This is a genomic window from Aerosakkonema funiforme FACHB-1375 (genome assembly GCF_014696265.1).
In the GTDB taxonomy this organism is placed as follows: domain Bacteria; phylum Cyanobacteriota; class Cyanobacteriia; order Cyanobacteriales; family Aerosakkonemataceae; genus Aerosakkonema; species Aerosakkonema funiforme_A.
Genome location: NZ_JACJPW010000134.1, coordinates 1 through 20,276, shown reverse-complemented (window position 1 = coordinate 20,276; position 20,276 = coordinate 1). Strand labels below are relative to the sequence as shown.

The window sequence follows — 20,276 nt, the reverse complement described above, 5'->3', positions numbered from 1 at the left end:
CAAAATACTAACACTAAGAACTTGGATGTTGTACCAATTTGGGAGAGCCAAGTGGAGGTTTTATCGCATTTTGAACCCCCGTCCCTTTAGGGCTGGGGTGGCTTCAGAGCCTGTAGTAACATTGGGTGTATGCCATCATTATTTTTGCCATCGTACCAAGTCAGCACACCCATCAAACCAATTATCATCAGCAGAGCTATTATTAGAGACGGATTCATAGCTTACCTACCTGATAGATTTCGCTATTTTATCCGCTCAGTCTCTGCACAGCCAGCTGGGAAAGGCTTTAATGTAATGAAAATTAAAGATGGGATCGCTGCTATGTTGTCTGGCCAGAAATAAATTTGCGATCGCGAATTCCTCAATCCTCTACTTCCAATTGACCCACTGTCACGGCGCAAAACGCAAACGCCCCCACCATCGGCATCGGACACTTCATCACTAAGCTGACAATGGCAGCAACGATCGTCCCGGCGACGGATGCGATCGCCCACCATTTTTCTTCGCCGCTCAATCCCTTTTGTGCTTTAATCAATTTCATAGCTTTGCTGGGGATCGGCTCTGGCATTACCGCTCCCGGAGGGAAAGCCCAATAGGTGTCACAACCGGCAACAGTTAAGTCTGTCCAGCCATTTTCCTGACACCATTCTGCAACCCATTCATCAGCGTAATGCTTCATATCTTCCCTATCTTTCCTCTCAATCGGAACTTGCGTCTTTTGCGATGCAGCTAAGGCCACAAGCCTACTGGAAATGACCGCTCGCCGCCATCTTTTGCGAACTTTTTAAGTTGTGTTAAGACCTTTGCTCTTTAAAATGACGCCATGTTCAAAACAGGTTAGCAAAACCGGGCGCGTCATTAAAGTAAAAGTTACCAAATTTAACGGAAAGATAACAAAACAGCTAAGTATGATTACTTAGAACACAGTCAAAACGTTCGACCAGAACATTTAAATGTAACCCAAAGTGGCATATTTGGCTAAAATTGTCTCCGATCGAGGTAATTGTATGACTACAACCACGGCCAGCACAACGCGAGAACTAACCAAGCCACCAGAACTAGAAGTGGTGAACATGACCAAGCGGTTTGGCAGCATGACGGCGCTGGATAACGTGTCGATAACTCTCAAACCGGGGACATTTCATGCCTTGCTGGGAGAAAATGGCGCGGGGAAAAGTACTCTTGTCAAGTGCGTCATGGGTTTTTATACTGCCGATAGTGGCGAAGTGTCGATCGACAACCAACCATGCACAATTACCAGTCCTCGCGATGCCCATAAATACGGCATCGGCATGGTGTATCAGCACTTCACCTCCGTACCTGCCATGACGGTAGCAGAAAATTTAGTTCTGTCTCGTTTTGACAGTTCCAATATAATTAAGTGGGAAGAAGAGTACGATCGCCTCACTTTATTTATGAAATCGTCTCCCTTCCAAGTAGATTTACATACCCCCGTCGCCCAGTTAGCAGCCGGACAAAAGCAAAAACTGGAAATTCTCAAACAGCTTTATCTCAAAAGTCGAATTCTGATTCTAGACGAACCTACTTCTGTACTTACTCCCCAAGAAGCAGATGAAGTTTTAGGCTTATTGCGGAATGAAGTAATTGCCGGCAACTTAAGCGTATTGATGATCAGCCATAAATTCCGCGAAGTGACAGCTTTTGCCGATGAAATCACCGTTTTGCGAAAAGGCAAACTCGCCGGTCACGGATTGGTAAAAAATCTCACCGTTGCCGAAATGGCGCAAATGATGTTGGGTGAGAAACAAGAACCGAAACAAGTCGAGAAAACAGCACCTCCCTCCCACATTCCCGTTCTGGAAATTAAAGATATTCGCGCCAACAAAGATAACGGTCTAGAAGCAGTTTGCGGTGTTGACCTGACCTTACGCGCAGGCGAAATTGTCGGAATTGCCGGCGTCTCCGGTAACGGTCAGCGGGAATTGGTAGAAGTACTGGCAGGTCAGCGTCCCGCCACATCCGGCCAAATTTTAGTCAATGGCGAAATTTACAAAGCGACGCGATCGGAAATGTACAAGCATCAAATTTTTGCCCTGCCGGAAGAACCGCTCAAAAATGCCTGCGTACCGCATATGAGCGTAGCAGAAAATCTGGCTTTACGCACATTCGATCTGCCACCCCAAGCGCAAAACGGCTGGTTACTCGTTCCCAAACTAATTCGTCAATTCGCACAAGTTTTAATTAATCAGTTTTCGATTAAAACACCTTCCGCAGATACACCCGTTGGTAACCTTTCCGGCGGTAACGTGCAGCGTACAGTTTTGGCACGAGAACTTTCATCGGAAAATGTCAAATTGCTGATCGCTGCCAATCCCTGTTTTGGATTGGATTTTGCTGCCGTTGAGTTTATTCACGGTCAAATGGTGTCGGCGCGAAATCGCGGTGTAGCCGTGTTGCTGGTCAGCGAAGATTTGGATGAAATATTGAAACTGAGCGATCGCATTGTTGTGATCAGCGAGGGGAAATTTGTGTACGAAAGCGATATCGAAGCAGCCGATTTTGTCGAAATCGGTAAACGAATGGCAGGACACTAAAAGAAAAGTCATTCAATTTTGGATTTTGGATTTTGCGCGAAGTGGGCGTCTTGGCGGTGACCGTCACGATGCCCACCTTCGCAAGAGAGGATTTTGGATTGGTTGGGCTTTGAATATTGTAGAGACGTTTCATGAAACGTCTCTACAATAGTTCCCGGATTTGGTATAATATTATGTCCGGTGGCATTGGTAGTATATGAGCGATCCTAAAGATTATCTGTGGGTATTAGGGGTTAAATTTTTACCGCAGATGTAAGCAGATAAACGCAGATAAACGCAGATATGAAAGAGATTTTTTAGGCAACCGATGCTACAGGATATGATATTCAAATACAAACAAGGACTTGTAGCGAGTATTTTCATATACGCTACAAATCCTTACTTGAAAAACAAACCTAACCCTTTACTAACCAAAGATTCAATCCGGCTGGTGCTTTTACCCGATCTAAAATCCCTTGCAGTTCCTCACCTTCCAACACTTCTTTCTCTAACAAAACTTGAGTTGTAGACTCCAACAAATCGCGATTGAGTCGCAAAATTTCCTGCGCCATATCGTGCGCTTTATCAATGCTTTGTTTGACTTGACGATCGATCTCTGTCGCGACTTCAGTACTAATCGACCGTCGAGAACTACTTCCCTCCAAAAACTGCGCGGAATTCTTCTCAAACGCCACAGGGCCAAGGGTACTGCTCATACCATACTGCGTAACGGCACGTTCGGCTAGATCCGTTGCTTTTTGGATATCATCACTAGCGCCTGTAGATACTTTACCAAAGATGATTTCCTCAGCCGATCGCCCACCCAACAAAGTCGCCAATTTTCCACGCAACTCATCTTCTGTCATCAAAAAGCGATCGTCTTCCGGCATTTGCAAAGTATAGCCCAAAGCCCCCAATCCGCGAGGTACGATCGAGATTTTCGTTACCTTACCACTACCAGGCATCAGTGCGCCCACCAAAGCATGACCGACTTCGTGATAAGCTACAGTTTGTCGCTCAATTGGTGTAAGAATGCGCGATCGCTTTTCCAATCCGGCAATCACTCGTTCGATCGCTTCTTTAAAATCTGCCATCAAAACTGCCTGACGATTGTGGCGTGCAGCCATCAGCGCCGCTTCATTTACCAGATTAGCTAAATCTGCACCGACAAAACCAGCCGTTTGAGCGGCGATAACCTCCAAATCGACATTTTCACCCAGAGTTACCGCACGCGCATGAACCCGCAAGATCTCCAATCTACCGCTTTTATCCGGGCGATCGACTAACACTTGGCGATCGAAACGACCGGGACGACGTAATGCTGGGTCGAGGATTTCCGGACGATTGGTAGCTGCAATTACAATGACGCCATCGTTACCATCAAAACCGTCCATTTCTGTCAGCAATTGGTTCAAAGTTTGTTCACGTTCGTCATTACCGCCGTTGGGAATACCGCCACCGCGAGTTTTACCGATCGCATCCAGTTCATCAATAAAGATAATACAAGGAGCCTGCCTTTTAGCTTTGTCGAACAAATCGCGCACCCGCGAAGCACCCACCCCTACAAAAACTTCCACGAATTCCGATCCAGACATATTCAAGAAAGGAACCCCCGCCTCCCCAGCAATAGCTTTCGCCAGCAGCGTCTTACCAGTTCCCGGAGGGCCAACTAAAAGCACTCCTTTCGGAATTTTTGCCCCAATTTGGCGGTATTTCTCGCCATTGGCTAAGAAATCAACCACTTCTTGCAGTTCAAACTTCGCCTCATCCACACCTGCGACATCAGCAAAAGTGGTGCCAGTTTTACCGCCTTTGTAAACTCGTGCATTACTTTTGCCCAAACCCATACCCACGCCGATGCTACCACCTGAGTTACTGAATTTCAGCAGCCATGCGAACAAACCCATCAGCAGTCCGGTAGAAAGCAGCAATCCCAAGATACCCGCAGTCATTTCCGAGTCGTTGGGAGTGTTGAATTCTACACCGTGATTCTCCAACAAGCTCGTTAGTTTTTCAAGGTTGCCAGAGAAATTTGTATAGTATTGCTGAAAGCCAAATTCGGGTTTCAGGGTGTATTCAATCCGATGCGAAGCAGTTCCCCCAAGGGAGACATTGGGTTTGATAATCACCCGTTGAACTTGGGACGATTCGACCCGATCGATAAATGTGCTGTAAGCTGATTCTGAACGGGTTTGGGTCTTCATAGAACAATTCCGAATGTAAGGAACACAAGAAGTCGGAAATCGAAATCCATCCCATCCAGACTTCTTACTATCTTGATTCTCGTGTAACCCCTTTGGAGATGACACATGAGATTACGGCAATATTTTTAGTGTTTTCCGAAGGATCTGCCAATGAGTACGGTTATTACTCCAAGTACAAATTATCTATGAAAACCCGATCGCTTGCGAACCGAACAAGGATGAATACTTTCAAATTGCCAAATTTAATATAAAGCTTTTTTGAGCGGGCGATCGATATGACTCGCTCTAATTCTCTTTGCTGCTATCTATTCTTCTCGTTTTAACTTTGAATTGCCGACTGAGATGGCTGTGTTTTTGAGGAAAAATAAAGAGAAGATTGATATAAAACTTGTTCTTGATGCGTCAGCAAAGTACAATCCGATAAAGGGTATGCTACACAAGTAACGGTGTAGCCAGCCGCTACTTCTTGGGGACGCAGAAACTTTTGTTCGCTTTGGTCTACTTCACCCTCAATCAGCTTAGCAATACAGGCAGAACAATCTCCTTGCTTGCAGCCAGATGGCAACCGGATGCCAACTTGTTCGGCAATATCTAGAATATACTCGGAATCGGGAACTGCGATCGTCCGATCGAGTGCGATCGCCTCATTTACCAGCCGGACTTGATAAACTGCCATACCATTATCGAGATCTGCTGAAATTTGGATAAACTCTCATTTTACAGCAACCGCGTTTAGGGGTTAGGGCTAGGGGCTAGGGGTTAGGGGTTAGGGATTAGGGGTTAGGGATTAGGGGTTAGGGATTAGGAATTAGGGGAAGAGGGAAAATATTAATTCTTACGCTCTCCCACTCTCCCACTCTCCCGCTCTCCCACTCTCCCACTCTCCCACTCTCCCACTCTCCTGCTCTCCCGCTCTTCCCTCTTCCCTAGCCCCTAGCCCCGACGCCCTAGTCCCTAGCTATCATGAAACAAAGAAACTTTCCAGATCCAGAATTAATGCCCCCACCGATCAAAGGGTCGGACGAAGGATCTTTCGCTCACTCCTCAGTTGCAGTGCGCTTAGGGGTAATTGCCAAACGAGTTATCGCCGAAAACGATTTTACCCCAGAAATTGTCGAAAACCTGGAAAAACTAATTCAAGAAATACCCTACGGATTGGTGCGACCGCTCCAAGACACCCACAGCCCGGATTTGGCAGCATGGACATCTTATCTAGAACCCTTCCAAAATTGCAATTGGCTGGAAATTCCCTGGTATTTTGCCGAAGCCTACTTTTATCGGCGCATTTTGGAGGCGACCCATTATTTCCAACCCGGAAGATGGCAAGCAGTCGATCCATTTGAATATCAAAAAAATTTGGGTTTGTCAACAGCAATAGATGCGATCGCTGCCTTAAGCAACTTTGTTAATAACGCCATTCAGGATATCCACCCCAACAAAACATATTTGAAAGAATTAATCTATTTCGATTTGTGGGGCAATCGCGCCGATATGAGTTTGTGGCCTGCTGGCGAAGTCGAGCAAAACCGAGTCGAGTCGGAGCGCGAAAAATCTTATATTCTAGCAGATGATACATCAAAAGTTGCCGATCGCATTGCCAGCTTCAGCAGCACGCGCATAGACTTCATCATCGATAATGCAGGTTTTGAACTGATCGGCGATTTGTGCATAGCCGATTTCCTGCTGACAACTAATGCGGCGGGAACAGTTTACTTCCATCTGAAAGCTCATCCTACATTTGTTTCCGATGCGACCATAAAAGATGTCATTTATACTACAGAATTTCTGGCTAAATCCAGCGATCGCGATGTGAAAGCGTTTGCTTTACGGTTAAAAAACTATATTGCTAACAATCGTTTAAAGCTGCGCGAACATCTGTTTTGGACATCGCCCCTACCCTTATGGGAAATGCCAGATACAATTGTTAACGATTTAGCTCGATCGCATTTAATCTTCCTTAAGGGAGATGCGAATTACCGCCGCAGTATGGGAGATCGCCACTGGCCGTTTACCACTCCCTACGGAGATATTGTCTCCTACTTTCCGGCACCGCTTGTTGCTTTACGCACTCTTAAATCGGAACTCGCCGCCGGACTGCAAACAGCGCAAATAGAGATGCTAAATCATCAAGACCCTGATTGGTTAACGAATGGGCAATGGGGAGTAATTCAGTTTGTCGATCGCAGCTAATCGCCGAAATCATGTTCAGATTAGATTACTGGTAATGGTTTAAACATATATTCCATCGTTCCCATCAGTCAATGCAGATCGTATACGCCAGAGGCTAGACAATTGTTCCGATTTTTAAGGCGATCGCGATCGCTAACTACCATTGAGATAAATCCTCTGTTTAAAAATGTAGTAGGCTTACAGTGAAATTACTGGTGTAGTTTTCGTAAACAGATTGCCCAAGACTGTATAGATACGTAGCGGACACTTTAGAGCAACGCAGTCGCTGGCAAATCTTAGCGATCTCAGGATAACAGCATCTTTTCGGAGGTTCTTTAAATGCAAGATAGACTTCCCATTGGCAGCAACATTTTAGCAGCGATCGTCTTTGGAACGCTGGCCATGATGATTCCCGGCCACGTTAACGTAGAAAAAGACGCGAACGCCCCTCAAGCTATTGCACCTGCCGTTGCTACCAACCTTAGAACGCTGACTCGATAATCCCATGAAACCGAGTTTTTACGGGCGATCGGTAATAGTCGCTCAGTATACGTAAGTATTGCAGTTATCGTAGGTTGGGTTGACGCCAGGAAACCCAACACTACAATTCTCAATTCACCAGAATCAGATCGATTCTCCTACGGAGACATTACGCAATCGCAGCTTATCATGATAAGTATTAGATGAAAAAGAACTGAAACGAACAACCAACTGCCCATTGCAGACTGATGAATCGTATATTTACACCTTTCCAACAGTTTCTCATCACTTGGCTGCTAATTCTAGCCACAGGCTGGGCTAGTTGGTGCGCGATCGCCTATGTAGGAGAAACGCTCAGCATATTGCTAACAGCGGGATTGATTGCATTTTTACTCAACTATCCCGTCAAAATGCTGCAACCTTTTTTACCTCGGACAGTAGCCGCAGGATTGGTATATTTACTCGCAGGCATAGCGGTAGTGCTGATTGCGCTCACCCTAGTGCCACCCGTATTTAACCAAGGGCGGCAATTGGTAACGAATTTACCATCTCTGGTGACCTCTGCCCAACAGCAATTAGACAATTTTCAAACTTGGAGCTTGGAGCATAATTTGCCCTTTGACGTCAAAACTTTAGCTTCTCAGCAATTGCGACGAGTGCAAACGCAAGCAGAAACGATCGCCGGCAAAGGGTTTGGTTTAGTACTCGGTACCTTTAACTGGTTTTTAGACTTAATTTTAATTCTGGTAATTTCATTTTATATGCTGATTGACGGCGAGAGAGTTTGGCGCACCCTTACCAGTATTTTTTCGCCCCTCATTCGCGACTCTTTAACAGAATCCCTGCAACGAAACCTGCAAAGATTTATCACAGGTCAGCTATTGTTGGGATTATTTATGGCCGCAACTCTGAGTCTGACATTTTGGGCGCTGCGAGTGCCATTTTTCCTGCTATTTGCCGTCTTCATCGGCTTTATGGAAGTGATTCCTTTTGTAGGAGCAACTTTAGGAATTGGCACAGTAGTAATTGTGGTAGCCTTCATTAATTGGTGGTTAGCACTGCAAGTATTAGCCCTAGCAATAGCCGTTCAGCAAGTCAAAGATAATTTGCTCGCTCCCCGCATTATGGGGAATCTTACCGGTTTATCGCCGGTAATTATTTTCGTTTCTTTGTTATTAGGAGCGAAGTTGGGTGGATTGTTAGGAGTAATTCTGGCAATTCCGTTTACGGGTGTGTTTAAAAGTATTGCCGAAATCGTATTCGAGCCAACTTTACCACCGCAAACAGGCTCGTTTTTCCACAATCCGTTTGCTGACGAAGAACCCAGACAAATTGTTCCTGCTAGCGACGATTTATCTGAGAGCGATCGAGCTTCCGCACAAGATCGGTCAATTACTCGACCTTAACCCGATCCGCTGCGTCCTTATATTACATATCTCCAAAAATTCTTGTGGGGTAGGCATCCTGCCTGCCCTTTGAGATTCTTGTGGGGTAGGCATCCTGCCCTTTGAGATTCTTTTGGCGGAGATGTCTAATGATATCCTGTAGCTATTGTAGGGGTAATTCATGAATTACCCCTACCAAAATAGGCCAAGCAGTTTCAGCATCAACCCTAATTTAATAATTTTTTTTAAGAATCTCACGAATTCTTGATGCTTAGAAACGGAGAGACTATGTTAGAACAATCACTTTTAACTATTTAGCTGCAAATATGGAAAGCTTTAACCGTGTTTTCGCAACTAATAACAAGGCTAAATTAAAAAGTCAATATACCAAAGGGAATAATTACTCGGTTTCTACCGTTTTGTGTTGGCTTTTTCCAGCCTTGGCGGGGAGTGTAGGCTTACAGATGCCACCTGTTCTGGCACAGCCGATCGTTCCCGCGCCCGACGGTACCGGAACAGTAGTCACCCCTAACGGAAACCGCCTCGATATCACGGGTGGGCAACAATCTGGAGATGGGGCAAACTTATTTCACAGTTTTACGGAATTTGGCCTAGATAAAGGTCAAATTGCCCACTTTTTATCAAGACCGGATATCCTCAATATTTTAGCCAGAATTAGCGGCGGCAATGTTTCGTATATTAACGGTTTAATTCAAGTTACAGGTGGCAATTCCAACTTATTTTTAATGAATCCATCTGGCATTGTCTTTGGTGCAAATGCCAGTTTAAACCTGCCTGCTGCTTTTACAGCTACGACAGCTAACGGTATTGGCTTTGGTAACAATTGGTTTAATGCAGTTGGAACTAATAATTATGCTTCCCTAGTAGGAACGCCCAACAGTTTTGCCTTCACCATGAATCAACCCGGAAGCATACTTAATTCGGGGAATTTAACAGTAGGAGTGGGGCAAGATTTAACCTTATTGGGCGGCACAGTTATCAACACCGGACAGTTGTCAGCACCTGCGGGAAACATCAGCGTTACGGCAGTTCCGGGTTCTAGTTTGGTGAGACTTTCTCAAGCTGGGTTTGTGCTTGGTTTGGAAATTCAGCCGCTGGTGGGCAATGCCCAGCCTAATAATTGGACATTGCCGATCGCATCCTTACCCCAAATGTTAACCGGCGGAAACGGCGGTCATGCCACGGGAGTCACAGTTAATCAAGATGGTAGCATCCAGCTAACAGGTTCCGGAATTCAGATCCCCACAGAAGGTAACACCGCTATTGCCTCCGGTGTTATTAACGTTTCCGGACAAACTGGCGGTAATGTTAATATTTTAGGCAACAAAGTTGGTGTAGTAAACGGCAATATTAACGCTGACGGAACGAATGGCGGCGGCAATGTGCGAATCGGTGGCGATTATCAAGGTAAAGGCACAATTCCAAATGCGTCCCGCACCTTTGTCAGTAAAGATTCTGTTATTTCTGCTGATAGTTTCAGCATCGGCAATGGCGGGCGTATCATTGTTTGGGCAGATGAAGCGACCCGCTTCTACGGCACAATTACAGCGCGGGGAAGTAGCGTTGGTGGCAAAGGTGGCTTTGCGGAAATTTCGGGCAAAGAGTTCCTTGATTTCGCTGGTAAAGCTGACCTATCCGCTCCTCAAGGTGCTTTTGGCACATTGCTTTTAGATCCGGCAAATATCACCGTTGTGGCAGGTTTAAACAATCCCCCTGATTTGGCCGCAAACGACCAATTTGATGATAATCCGGGTGGAAGTAACACTATCACCAATGGCACGATCGACAACGCCACTGCAAACGTCATTCTGCAAGCCACTAATAACATTGACTTTAATGCAGACATCAATATTGTTGCACCCGGAGTTGGAATTACAGCCCAAGCCAATAACGACATTTCCGTATTAAATGCCAATATCACCACTAACGGCGGCGCAGTAACGCTCAATGCCGATGCCGATAATATCAATGGCGGCGCTCTCAACCTCACCAATGCCACAATCAATACAAACGGAGCCAATTTTATCGGCATTGGCAGAGGAAATAGCATCTCCAACACAGGCGTCTCTCTCTCCGTAAGTGCAGTTAACGCTCAAGGCGGCAATATTCAACTCACGGGTGTTGGTGGTATTACTAGCGGTAATAACGAAGGCATTACTTTATTCGAGAGCAATCTGCAAACCAACGGAAGTGGGACTATTACCCTCAGCGGTACTGGCGGTGTCGGGATAGATCAAAATTTCGGCATCCGGATGCTTAACGCAGGCTCCCTGGTAAGAGCAGAAAACGGAGAAATCCGGCTGACTGGCGTAGGTACTGGTACTGGAACTGATAATAGCGGCATTTTAATCGGCAACGGTGCGGCGGTGGAATCAACCGGTACGGGGGCTGTTATCCTCGATGGTACTGGGAGTAATGGAACAGATAGCAATCAAGGCATCGCGATCGTCACCACAGATTCCAGAGTGAGTTCTATAAATGGAAATATCACCCTGACTGGCACAAGTTTGGGGACAGGCAGCGGCAATCACGGCATTGCAATTGATGACGATGGTGTGGTGGAATCGAAGGGAACGGGAAATATTACCCTGATTGGTACTGGCAGCACTAACGCCACTGGGATAAACAATACAGGAATTTTTATTGGCAACAGTAGCGGAGGAAGTGTCGGCAGCGAGGTACGATCGATCGGAACGGGAAATATTACCCTCGACGGCAGCGGCGGTAACGGAACTAATACCAATCCAGGGATATTAATCGATGGCGCTTTCGGAGGCAAGGTCACTTCGATCGATGGAAATATCAACCTCACAGGCAAAGGTGGCACTAAAGGAACTCAAACCGATAGCGCTATTGTCCTGCAAAATAACGGTTTAGCTCAAATTACTGGCATCGGCGCAATTACTCTTAACAGCATTATTGGCTCGATCGATACTAGCATCGGAACGATCGACACCAGCTCCGAATCTGACAACAGAGGAGCGATCGTCATTACTGGCCCCAACGATATCATCACCGGTAACATCAATTCCAGCAACATTGGCACCGGCAACGCCGGAGAAATTCGCATTACCAGCACTGGCGGCAACATTAATACATCTGCCGGCACTCTTGACTCCAGTGGTACCGAAGGCAATGGCGGTGCGATCGTCCTCAATGCCACTGGCAATATTCAATATGGCAATATATTATCCAGTGTCACCAATGTCGGCGATGGCGGCAATATTTCGATCGATTCCGGCGGCAACATCACCGCCAATTTCAGCTCTAACATCGAATCTAGTGCCATCAACGGTAACGGCGGCGACATCACCCTCAAAGCTGTTGGCAACATCGAAACAGTCGATCTAAATTCCTATGGTTTATTGAGCGGTGGCAATATCACCCTCAACGCTGGTGGCAAAATTGATACGACAACAGTTAATCCCAGCATCCCAGGCGCGATCAATTCCTGTTCCGCGACAGCAATACCCTGTAGCGGTGGCAGCGGTGTTGGTGGCAACGTCAGTCTCACCGCAGTCAACGATATTGTTGTCGGTGGAATCAACTCCAGTGGCCCTTCCGGTGGCGGTACGATCGATATTACCAGCAGCAGCGGTGCCGTTAGTAGCTCGTTGATATCCACTTCTACCAGTAACAGCGGCGGCAACATCACCGTCAACGCCGCAGGCGACATCAAATCGCAAGGCTCGACTGCCACAAGCGCTCCCAGAGATATCAACTCCAGTTCCTCCGGTAGCGGCAATGGCGGCAAAATTGTGCTTAACAGCACCGGCGGCAAAATCGACACCAGTTTCGGTACGCTTGTCTCCGCCTCCGCTAGTGGCAATGCCGGAGATATTCAACTAATTTCCCCCAACGGAGTTACCGCAGGTATCATCGATGCGATTGGCTTATCCGGTACTGGCAATATCAGCATCACCAGCGATTCGATCGACCTGAACAACACCATTTCCGGCAAAGGTGCTATTTTGCTGGAGCCTTTTACAGCCAGTAACAATATCGTTATAGTTGCCGGAACTACCGAAGAAGATTTGGAGTTGGAAGCAGCCATATTCGATAATTTGAAAGATGGCTTCACCTCGATTACGATCGGACGATCTGATAGCAGCGGCACTATTTCAGTCAAAGGTGCGGTTACTTTTAAAGACCCGGTAACACTTCAATCGCCAACAGGTGTAATTTCTGCACTAGCACCGATCACCGGTACGGACAACGCTGCCATCACCCTAAACGCTCCGACAATTAATTTAGCGGCAGATGTCAAGACAGCCGACCAAAATATCATCCTCAACGGTAACACCTTCCTGAGTGGCAATCCGATCGTCAGTACTGGCGCATTGGGTGCAGGCGATATTTCCTTCACCGGCACAGTTGACGGCACAAGCATTCTTACCGTGGATGCCGGCACCGGTAATATTCAATTTAACAATGCCATTGGCAGCGGCACTCCACTCACAGGTTTAAATATCAACGGTCAAAATGTCGATATCAAATCCACCATGAAAGTGGCCGGCAACATCGATATTAACTCCAGCGGTATCCTCAATTTAAATAACAGCGTTACTACTACCAATAACGGCAGCGTTACCATCACCAATACCAACAATTTAAATCTGAAAGCAGATAACTTCAATCTCGATGGCGCTTTCACTCAAGATGGTATTGGTGCAGTTACCATTGCCGGTAATTTAATCACCACCAATGACAATATCTCGTTTTTATCACCAGTAACTCTGACAGGCAATACGACGTTTAATGCCGGTACCGCCACCATAACTTTTAATTCCAGTTTGGCAGCCGATATTTACAATCTCACCCTGATTGCAGATGAAATGTCGTTTTTTGCTGCGCCTGTGTCTGCAAATGGTGGCAATCTGGCAATTCAACCTTCTACCCCCAGTTTAAATATTAAACTTGGCGTGGCGGAACCTTTACCCGATTCACCTGCTTTAGATTTAGGGCCATCCTTAGATCGAATTCAAGATGGTTTCAGTTCAATTACGATCGGAAGATCGGATAGCAGCGGTACAATTTCCGTTGAAGGCGCTGTTACTTTCCAAGATCCGGTCACCATTCAATCTCCTGTCGGTGCAGGTACGATCGCATTTACCCCTGGCGGGTCTATTAGAGGTGCCGGTAACGCTACTATTACCCTTAAAGCCAATCAAAATATCACCGCAGGTAACATCACAGCACCAGCCGGAATTACCATCACCAGCTTCTTGGGTGCGATCGATACCAGTCTCGCTAAACTCGACTCCTCTTCTGCTAGTAGGAATGCGGGAGCGATCGCACTTAATGCTAACGGCGATATCAAAACTGGCAACTTATCTTCCTTCGCTGCTAGTTCTGGCGATGGCGGTAACATTACTCTCAATAGCACATCGGGTGCAGTTGACACCCGCGCTGGTACGATAGAAAGCCGAACGCAAAATAATACCATCGGTAACGGCGGCTCGGTTACCATCAACGCAGCAGGCGATATCAAAACTGGCAACATTATTAGTTTAGTAGGAGAGGGAAGTACGGGCAATGCCGGTAATATTTCCCTCATCAGTACATCTGGTGCGATCGATACCAGCATCGGCAAACTAGATGCGGGAACTACTTTCGGCAAAGGCGGGGAAATTACCCTAAAAGCACAAGGCAATATTACTGCCGGACAGCTACTTTCCTATGTAGTAAATGTCGGTAGCGGCAATGCCGGTAACATTTCCCTCATCAGTACATCTGGTGCGATCGATACAAGTTTCAACGCCGTATCTTCCTATTCTGAAAACGGTAACGGCGGCACAATTACTTTCCAAGCTGCTAATAACATTACCGCCGGAAACATCAATTCCTCTTCCAGTAAGAACGGAGCTGCTGGAGCAATTAACCTCACCAGTACCGCAGGCACAATTAATACCAGTGCAGGCACACTCAACTCCTCCGCCGTTAACGGAAATGGCGGTGCGATCGCGCTCTCTGCGGCGCAAAACATCACCACAAATGCAATTGTTTTAGGTTCTTTAGGTAGCGGTACAGACAATCCTTTAAATATCAATACTCCTGGAATTGTTAACCTCAACGGCAACATTACTACAAATGGAGCCGCTGTTTTTATCGGTAACGCTACCACTCCCAGTCAAATTAATTTGAATTTCCCTATCGGCAATTTGTCTACCGACGGCGGACAAATTTCGATGATTAGTGCGGGAGCGTTAATTATTGCCAAAGATTTGGTTTCGTCGGGAGGCGCGATTACCCTGACGGGAGCAACAATTGATACCACCGCCGCCACGCTCAACTCATCTTCCAGTGGCAATGGCGGAACGATTGCACTGAATTCCACTGGAAATATCACTGCAAGCAATATCAATTCGCGATCGCAATCGTCAGGTGTTGGTGGAACGATCGCACTCACTAGCACCGCAGGCACAATTAATACCAGTGCAGGCACGATCGATTCCAGTGCAGTGACTGGAAACGGCGGTGCAATCGACATAGAAGCTAACGGCAACATTACCATCGCAGGAGTAAATTCTTACTCCAGTAGTGTTGGTGATGGCGGTGATATAACGATCGTCAGCAAACAAGGTGCGATCGATATTGCCAGAGGTATTTTAAACGCTGATTCCAATAACGGCGATGGCGGCGATATCATTCTCTATGCCAATGGTAATATCACCGCAGGCGCAATTCATTCCATTGCCAAAAACGGCAATGGCGGGATTATTACTATTACCAGTACAAGCGGTGCAATTAATACCAGCGCAGGTAATCTGGAAACAAATTCTGTGAATGGAAGTGGCGGAGAAATTTCTTTAGAATCTCCCCTCAGCATTACCGTTTCCGGTATCAATTCAAAAGGCTTATCCGGTACTGGCAATATCAGTTTAACCAGCAATCAAATTAACTTCATCGGTGCAGCTAATTCGGTACAAGGCAGAGGCAATATTTTGCTTCAGCCATTCACAGCGGGTCAAAATTTAGATATCGCAGCTACCAATTTTACCGCACTAGCTGATGGTTTTAATTCCATTATTATCGGACGCAGTAATGGCAGCGGTGTTATATCATTAAATAATGCGATCGCATTTAGCGATCCTGTCATCATCCAGTCTCCGTTAGGTTCAATTCTAGTCAACGGTGCAATTACAGGAACTGACAACGCTTCTATTACCCTCAGCGGCATAACCAAACTCAACGCTGATATTACTACAGTCGATCGAGATATTACCATCAACGGGAATACCCAAATTGGTAAGAACATTACTCTCAGCACTGGTGCAATTGGCGGCGGTAATTTAAATTTAAACGGTACAATTAATGGCGCTACAAATCTCACTTTGGAAACGGGTACGGGAAATATTACCGTTGGCGATATCGGCAGTATTACTCGACTCGGTGACTTGACAATTAACAATGCCAATAACGTCACTGCACAAGCAATCACTGCTGCCAGTATCACTCAGAAATCGGGTAATGGTGCTACCAATTTGGGGGATTTGGATACCAACAGTCCCACTGGCATTAACTTAACAGGTAATAGCTTCAATCTCAACGGGAATGTTACCACTACAAATGGTGGCAGTTTCACAATTAATCACAGCAGTCCGTTAGCACTGGCGGGAACTACTAAATTTAACTTAGATGGCGCGTTTAATCAAATCGGTGCTGGTGCAGTTACCATTGCTGTGGATATCGCCACTACCGATGATAATATTACTTTTAGCAGTCCCGTTACTCTCAAAGGTAATGTTGTTCTCAATACTGGTAAGAATGCTGGCGATATCAATTTTGGTAATACCGTTGATGGCAATTTCGATTTGAGTTTAACGGCGGGAGGAAATATCGCCTTTGCGAATGCGGTGGGAAATCAAACGAGAATCGGAAATTTCGTTATCGAAAATAGCAACAATGTGAAAGCAGGTGCGATAACTGCTGCCAGTATCACTCAGAAATCGGGTAATGGTGCTACCAATTTGGGGGATTTGGATACCAACACTCCCACTGGCATTAACTTAACAGGTAAAAATTTTAACTTGAATGGTGCGATCGCCACTAGCAATAACGGCGGTGTCACCATCAACAACAGCGAATTGGTGACAATTGCCGATGCTGCTGATATGAAGTTAGATGGAGCCTTTAATCAGATCGGCCAAGGTGCGATCTTCACCGCCGGCGATATCATCACCAATAATAAAGATATCCGCTTCACCGGCGCAGTAACACTGACTGGCAATGTCACATTTAATCCCGGTACAGGTGCGATCGCCTTCAATTCCAGCTTAACCGCAGGCAACAATCCCCTCACCCTCACGGCAGGTGAAATCGACTTTGGCGGACTGGTGAGCGGCACTAGCAGCCTTGTGCTTCAGCCTGCAACTAAAGATAGGAATGTAGCAATTAATGCAGCTATCCCCGGTGCTTTCAATCTCACAGATGCTGAAATCGCCTTATTACAAAATGGTTTCAGTTCCATCACCATCGGACGCGCCGATAGTATTGCTACAACAATAGTAAATAAAGTTACATTCTCAGACCCGGTAACAATTCGTGCGGGAGCGGGTGCAATCCAAGTCAACGGCCCAATTACCGGCATTGATGACGCTTCCATCACCCTCGATAGCGCGGTAACTACCCTCAACGCCAACATCACCACCTCAAATCCAAATATCACCGTCGGACGCAATGTCGTTTTGGGAAATGATGTCACCCTTCATGCGGGTACTGGCGATATCACCTTCACCGGTACAGTTAATGGCGAACGACAATTAACCCTTTCTAACACAGGCAACGTCACATTCAACGGTGCTGTTGGTACGGGAACGCCGCTTGCCAAGATAGATATCCTCAACGCACAGAGAGTTTTTGTAGCTGGAGGTATTGTCACCGCCAAGGCGCTCTCGTTTAATATACCAGTAACTCTCATCGATGATGCTTACTTCAGTAGCGGTGGCGGTCAAGACATCACCTTCAATGTTCTGGATAGCGAGGCGGGTAAAGCCAATAACTTAACATTGAATGCCGGCACGGGTAACATTACCTTTAAGGGTGCGGTCACCGGAATTGGTAATATTGCGATCGCCAATGCCAACAACTTTACAGCTGCTGGAACGATCGCAGCCGGTAGCTTACAGCACTCTGCCGGAACTGGCGATATTAATATACAAGGAAATGTCAATACCACTAACACCGTAGATCTCAGAACCAATGGCAGTATCCGTACTGGCAATATCACCACCACTGGTAGCAATATTACGATCGTCAGCAAAAACAGCACGATCGAAACCGGCAATCTAGATGCTTCAGCTGCTACTAAAATTGGTGGATCGATCGGACTTTACAGCGAAAAAGCAGCCGTGACAGCAGGTGACTTGAGATCCACAGGCGTAGAAGCAGGCGGTGCTGTTACTGTTGTGTCAGGCGATCGCATCAACACCGGCAATATAGATGTTAGCGCTACAGTCGGTAAAGGCGGTTCCGTCTTCCTCGACCCTCCCAACGATATTCAAGTTGGCAGCATCAACGCACAGGGAGGAACGAATGGAACTGGCGGCAGCGTAGATATTACCACAGCGCGTTTCTTCCGTGCGATCGGCACATTACCTGACGGCAGTAGTATTTCCACTGCTGGCGGTACAGGCAAGGGTTCAATAATTATCCGTCATGCCGGAGGAGATTTGGGTGTGCCGTTTATTGTGGGTGATGCTACGACAAACGGATCTGCTGGTGCTATAAAAACCGGGTCTGATACAATTGCGCCTACCCAATCTTTCCCAGGCCCCTTCACTTTGGGTAATATTCAGCTTATTACTTCAGATCAACCGCCACCTATACCGGAACCGCCACCGCCACCGGAACCGCCACCTGTACCGGAACCGCCACCTGTACCGGAACCGCCACCTGTACCGGAACCGCCACCAGCACCGGAACCGCCACCAGCACCGGAACCGCCACCTGCACCGGAACCGCCACCTGCACCGGAACCGCCACCTGTACCTACTGAGATTTCTGAGTCGGTAACCGAGCGGGCAAATTCCGCACCGCGACCGACAATAGTAGAAGGTATTCCCAAACCACCAATCGACTTCGTGCAGGGAGCATTCGAGGAAGTCTTCACACAAGACTACGAATCTTATATAGGGTTAAATACTCCGACGCGAATCAGAAGCTTGGCAGAAATCCAAAATACTCTTAAGGAAACGGAAGAACAAACCAATGTCAAACCAGCACTGATCTATATAGTATTTAGTCGCGGAAAGGCAACAGTAGATGAACTGGTAACTTGTCCCAAACAACCGTTGCCAAATGTTGAGCAAAAACCAAACAATCCAGGTTCAACTGCTAACGCTCAACCAGCACAAGAAAATTGCCAAATCCGCGATAGCGATGCAGTAGAAATGGTGCTGATTACAGCAGAAGGGGAACCAATTCGTCAGCGCATCCCTAACTTGACGCGATCGCAAATTGTCGCCCAAGCTAGAGAACTTCAGGGCGAAGTGACCGATACAACCAAACTCGGTACAACCAGCTATTTAAAATCCGCTCAACAACTTTACCAATGGATAATCACACCGCTGCAACCGGAATTAGAAAAACGAGGTATTCAGAACCTCATCTTTATTCCGGATGCTGGTTTGAGATCCTTGCCCATAGCAGCTCTCCATGATGGCAAGCAATTTCTAGTCCAGAAATATAGCGTTTCCGTAATGCCCAGTTTCAGCTTGACCAATCCTCACTACTTCAATCTCAAAAACGCATCGGTTTTAGCAATGGGCGCGTCTAAGTTTACAGATCAAAGTCCCTTACCGGCAGTACCGGTGGAGTTAACTACTATTGCTACCCAATTGTGGTCTGGAAATATCGCTCTCAACGAAGCCTTTACTATCGATAATCTCAAATCGGAACGGGAAGAGAAGGGTTTTGCGATCGTACACTTGGCTACCCATGCCCAATTCCGCCCTGGCCCAGTAAGTAACTCCTATATCCAGTTTTGGGATACCAAAATGGGAATAGACCAAATGCGAAACTTTGACTGGAATAACCCTCCCGTACATCTGCTGGTACTGAGCGCTTGTCGCACGGCGATCGGCAATAAAGATGTAGAATTGGGATTTGCTGGATTGGCTGTGCAGGCGGGAGTGCAGTCAGCACTGGCAAGTTTGTGGTACGTCAGCGATGAAGGCACTTTGGGACTGATGACGGAGTTTTACGAACGTTTAAAAACAGCTCCTATTCGTGCAGAAGCACTCAGGCAGGCACAAGTCGCTCTCATCACAGGACAAGTGCGGGTCGAGGGGGGTCAGTTACGCGGGATCGGAAATAAAGGCGGTATTCCCTTGCCTTCAGAACTATCCAGAAGCACTAATCGTAATTTCTCCCATCCTTATTATTGGGCTGCTTTTACGATGATTGGGAATCCTTGGTAAGAGGCTAGGGGCTAGGGGCTAGGGGCTAGGGCATCCTATAACTGCTTATATATAAGGTTCTGG

At 46.7% G+C, this 20,276-nt stretch carries 9 protein-coding genes; 5 read left to right on the top strand and 4 right to left on the bottom strand.

Annotated elements, in window-relative coordinates:
- Window positions 1-86: 86 nt before the first annotated feature.
- Window positions 87-218, bottom strand: coding sequence for a hypothetical protein (locus tag H6G03_RS39050; RefSeq protein WP_255512305.1), 132 nt, complete (start codon window positions 216-218; stop codon window positions 87-89).
- Between the two features lie 143 nt (window positions 219-361).
- Entirely contained in the window at window positions 362-679 is a 318-nt protein-coding gene (locus H6G03_RS32410; RefSeq protein ID WP_190474176.1) for a slr1957 family protein, read from the bottom strand.
- A 328-nt stretch (window positions 680-1,007) separates the two neighbouring features.
- Here H6G03_RS32410 and H6G03_RS32405 point away from each other — a divergent pair, with 328 nt between their 5' ends.
- Window positions 1,008-2,555, top strand: a complete 1,548-nt coding sequence (locus tag H6G03_RS32405) for an ABC transporter ATP-binding protein (RefSeq protein ID WP_190474174.1) — start codon at window positions 1,008-1,010, stop codon at window positions 2,553-2,555.
- A 395-nt stretch (window positions 2,556-2,950) separates the two neighbouring features.
- Here the strand turns inward: H6G03_RS32405 and ftsH are convergent, their stop codons facing one another.
- A complete protein-coding gene (gene ftsH, locus H6G03_RS32400; RefSeq protein WP_190474172.1) occupies window positions 2,951-4,738 on the bottom strand; it encodes an ATP-dependent zinc metalloprotease FtsH in 1,788 nt (595 codons plus the stop codon).
- Window positions 4,739-5,057: 319 nt separating this feature from the next.
- On the bottom strand, window positions 5,058-5,414 hold the full coding sequence (locus H6G03_RS32395; RefSeq protein WP_190474170.1) for a 2Fe-2S iron-sulfur cluster-binding protein: 357 nt from the start codon (window positions 5,412-5,414) through the stop codon (window positions 5,058-5,060).
- Window positions 5,415-5,701: 287 nt separating this feature from the next.
- On the opposite strand from H6G03_RS32395, the gene H6G03_RS32390 reads away from it, so the two are divergent.
- The 4 genes from H6G03_RS32390 (at window position 5,702) to H6G03_RS32375 (ending at window position 20,213) form a co-directional block, all read left to right on the top strand.
- Complete coding sequence (locus H6G03_RS32390) at window positions 5,702-6,928, top strand: damage-control phosphatase ARMT1 family protein (protein ID WP_190474169.1); 1,227 nt, start codon at window positions 5,702-5,704, stop codon at window positions 6,926-6,928.
- 318 nt (window positions 6,929-7,246) lie between these two features.
- Complete coding sequence (locus tag H6G03_RS32385) at window positions 7,247-7,408, top strand: hypothetical protein (RefSeq protein WP_190474167.1); 162 nt, start codon at window positions 7,247-7,249, stop codon at window positions 7,406-7,408.
- Window positions 7,409-7,635: 227 nt separating this feature from the next.
- Entirely contained in the window at window positions 7,636-8,793 is a 1,158-nt protein-coding gene (locus H6G03_RS32380) for an AI-2E family transporter (RefSeq protein WP_190474164.1), read from the top strand.
- A 305-nt stretch (window positions 8,794-9,098) separates the two neighbouring features.
- On the top strand, window positions 9,099-20,213 hold the full coding sequence (locus tag H6G03_RS32375) for a CHAT domain-containing protein (RefSeq protein ID WP_190474163.1): 11,115 nt from the start codon (window positions 9,099-9,101) through the stop codon (window positions 20,211-20,213).
- The last annotated feature ends 63 nt before the right edge of the window (window positions 20,214-20,276 follow it).

Bases quoted from the DNA above. Each gene is read 5' to 3' on its own strand.
- H6G03_RS39050 (WP_255512305.1), bottom strand. From the start codon at position 218: ATGAATCCGTCTCTAATAATAGCTCTGCTGATGATAATTGGTTTGATG.
- H6G03_RS32410 (WP_190474176.1), bottom strand. From the start codon at position 679: ATGAAGCATTACGCTGATGAATGGGTTGCAGAATGGTGTCAGGAAAAT.
- H6G03_RS32405 (WP_190474174.1), top strand. From the start codon at position 1,008: ATGACTACAACCACGGCCAGCACAACGCGAGAACTAACCAAGCCACCA.
- ftsH (WP_190474172.1), bottom strand. From the start codon at position 4,738: ATGAAGACCCAAACCCGTTCAGAATCAGCTTACAGCACATTTATCGAT.
- H6G03_RS32395 (WP_190474170.1), bottom strand. From the start codon at position 5,414: ATGGCAGTTTATCAAGTCCGGCTGGTAAATGAGGCGATCGCACTCGAT.
- H6G03_RS32390 (WP_190474169.1), top strand. From the start codon at position 5,702: ATGAAACAAAGAAACTTTCCAGATCCAGAATTAATGCCCCCACCGATC.
- H6G03_RS32385 (WP_190474167.1), top strand. From the start codon at position 7,247: ATGCAAGATAGACTTCCCATTGGCAGCAACATTTTAGCAGCGATCGTC.
- H6G03_RS32380 (WP_190474164.1), top strand. From the start codon at position 7,636: ATGAATCGTATATTTACACCTTTCCAACAGTTTCTCATCACTTGGCTG.
- H6G03_RS32375 (WP_190474163.1), top strand. From the start codon at position 9,099: ATGGAAAGCTTTAACCGTGTTTTCGCAACTAATAACAAGGCTAAATTA.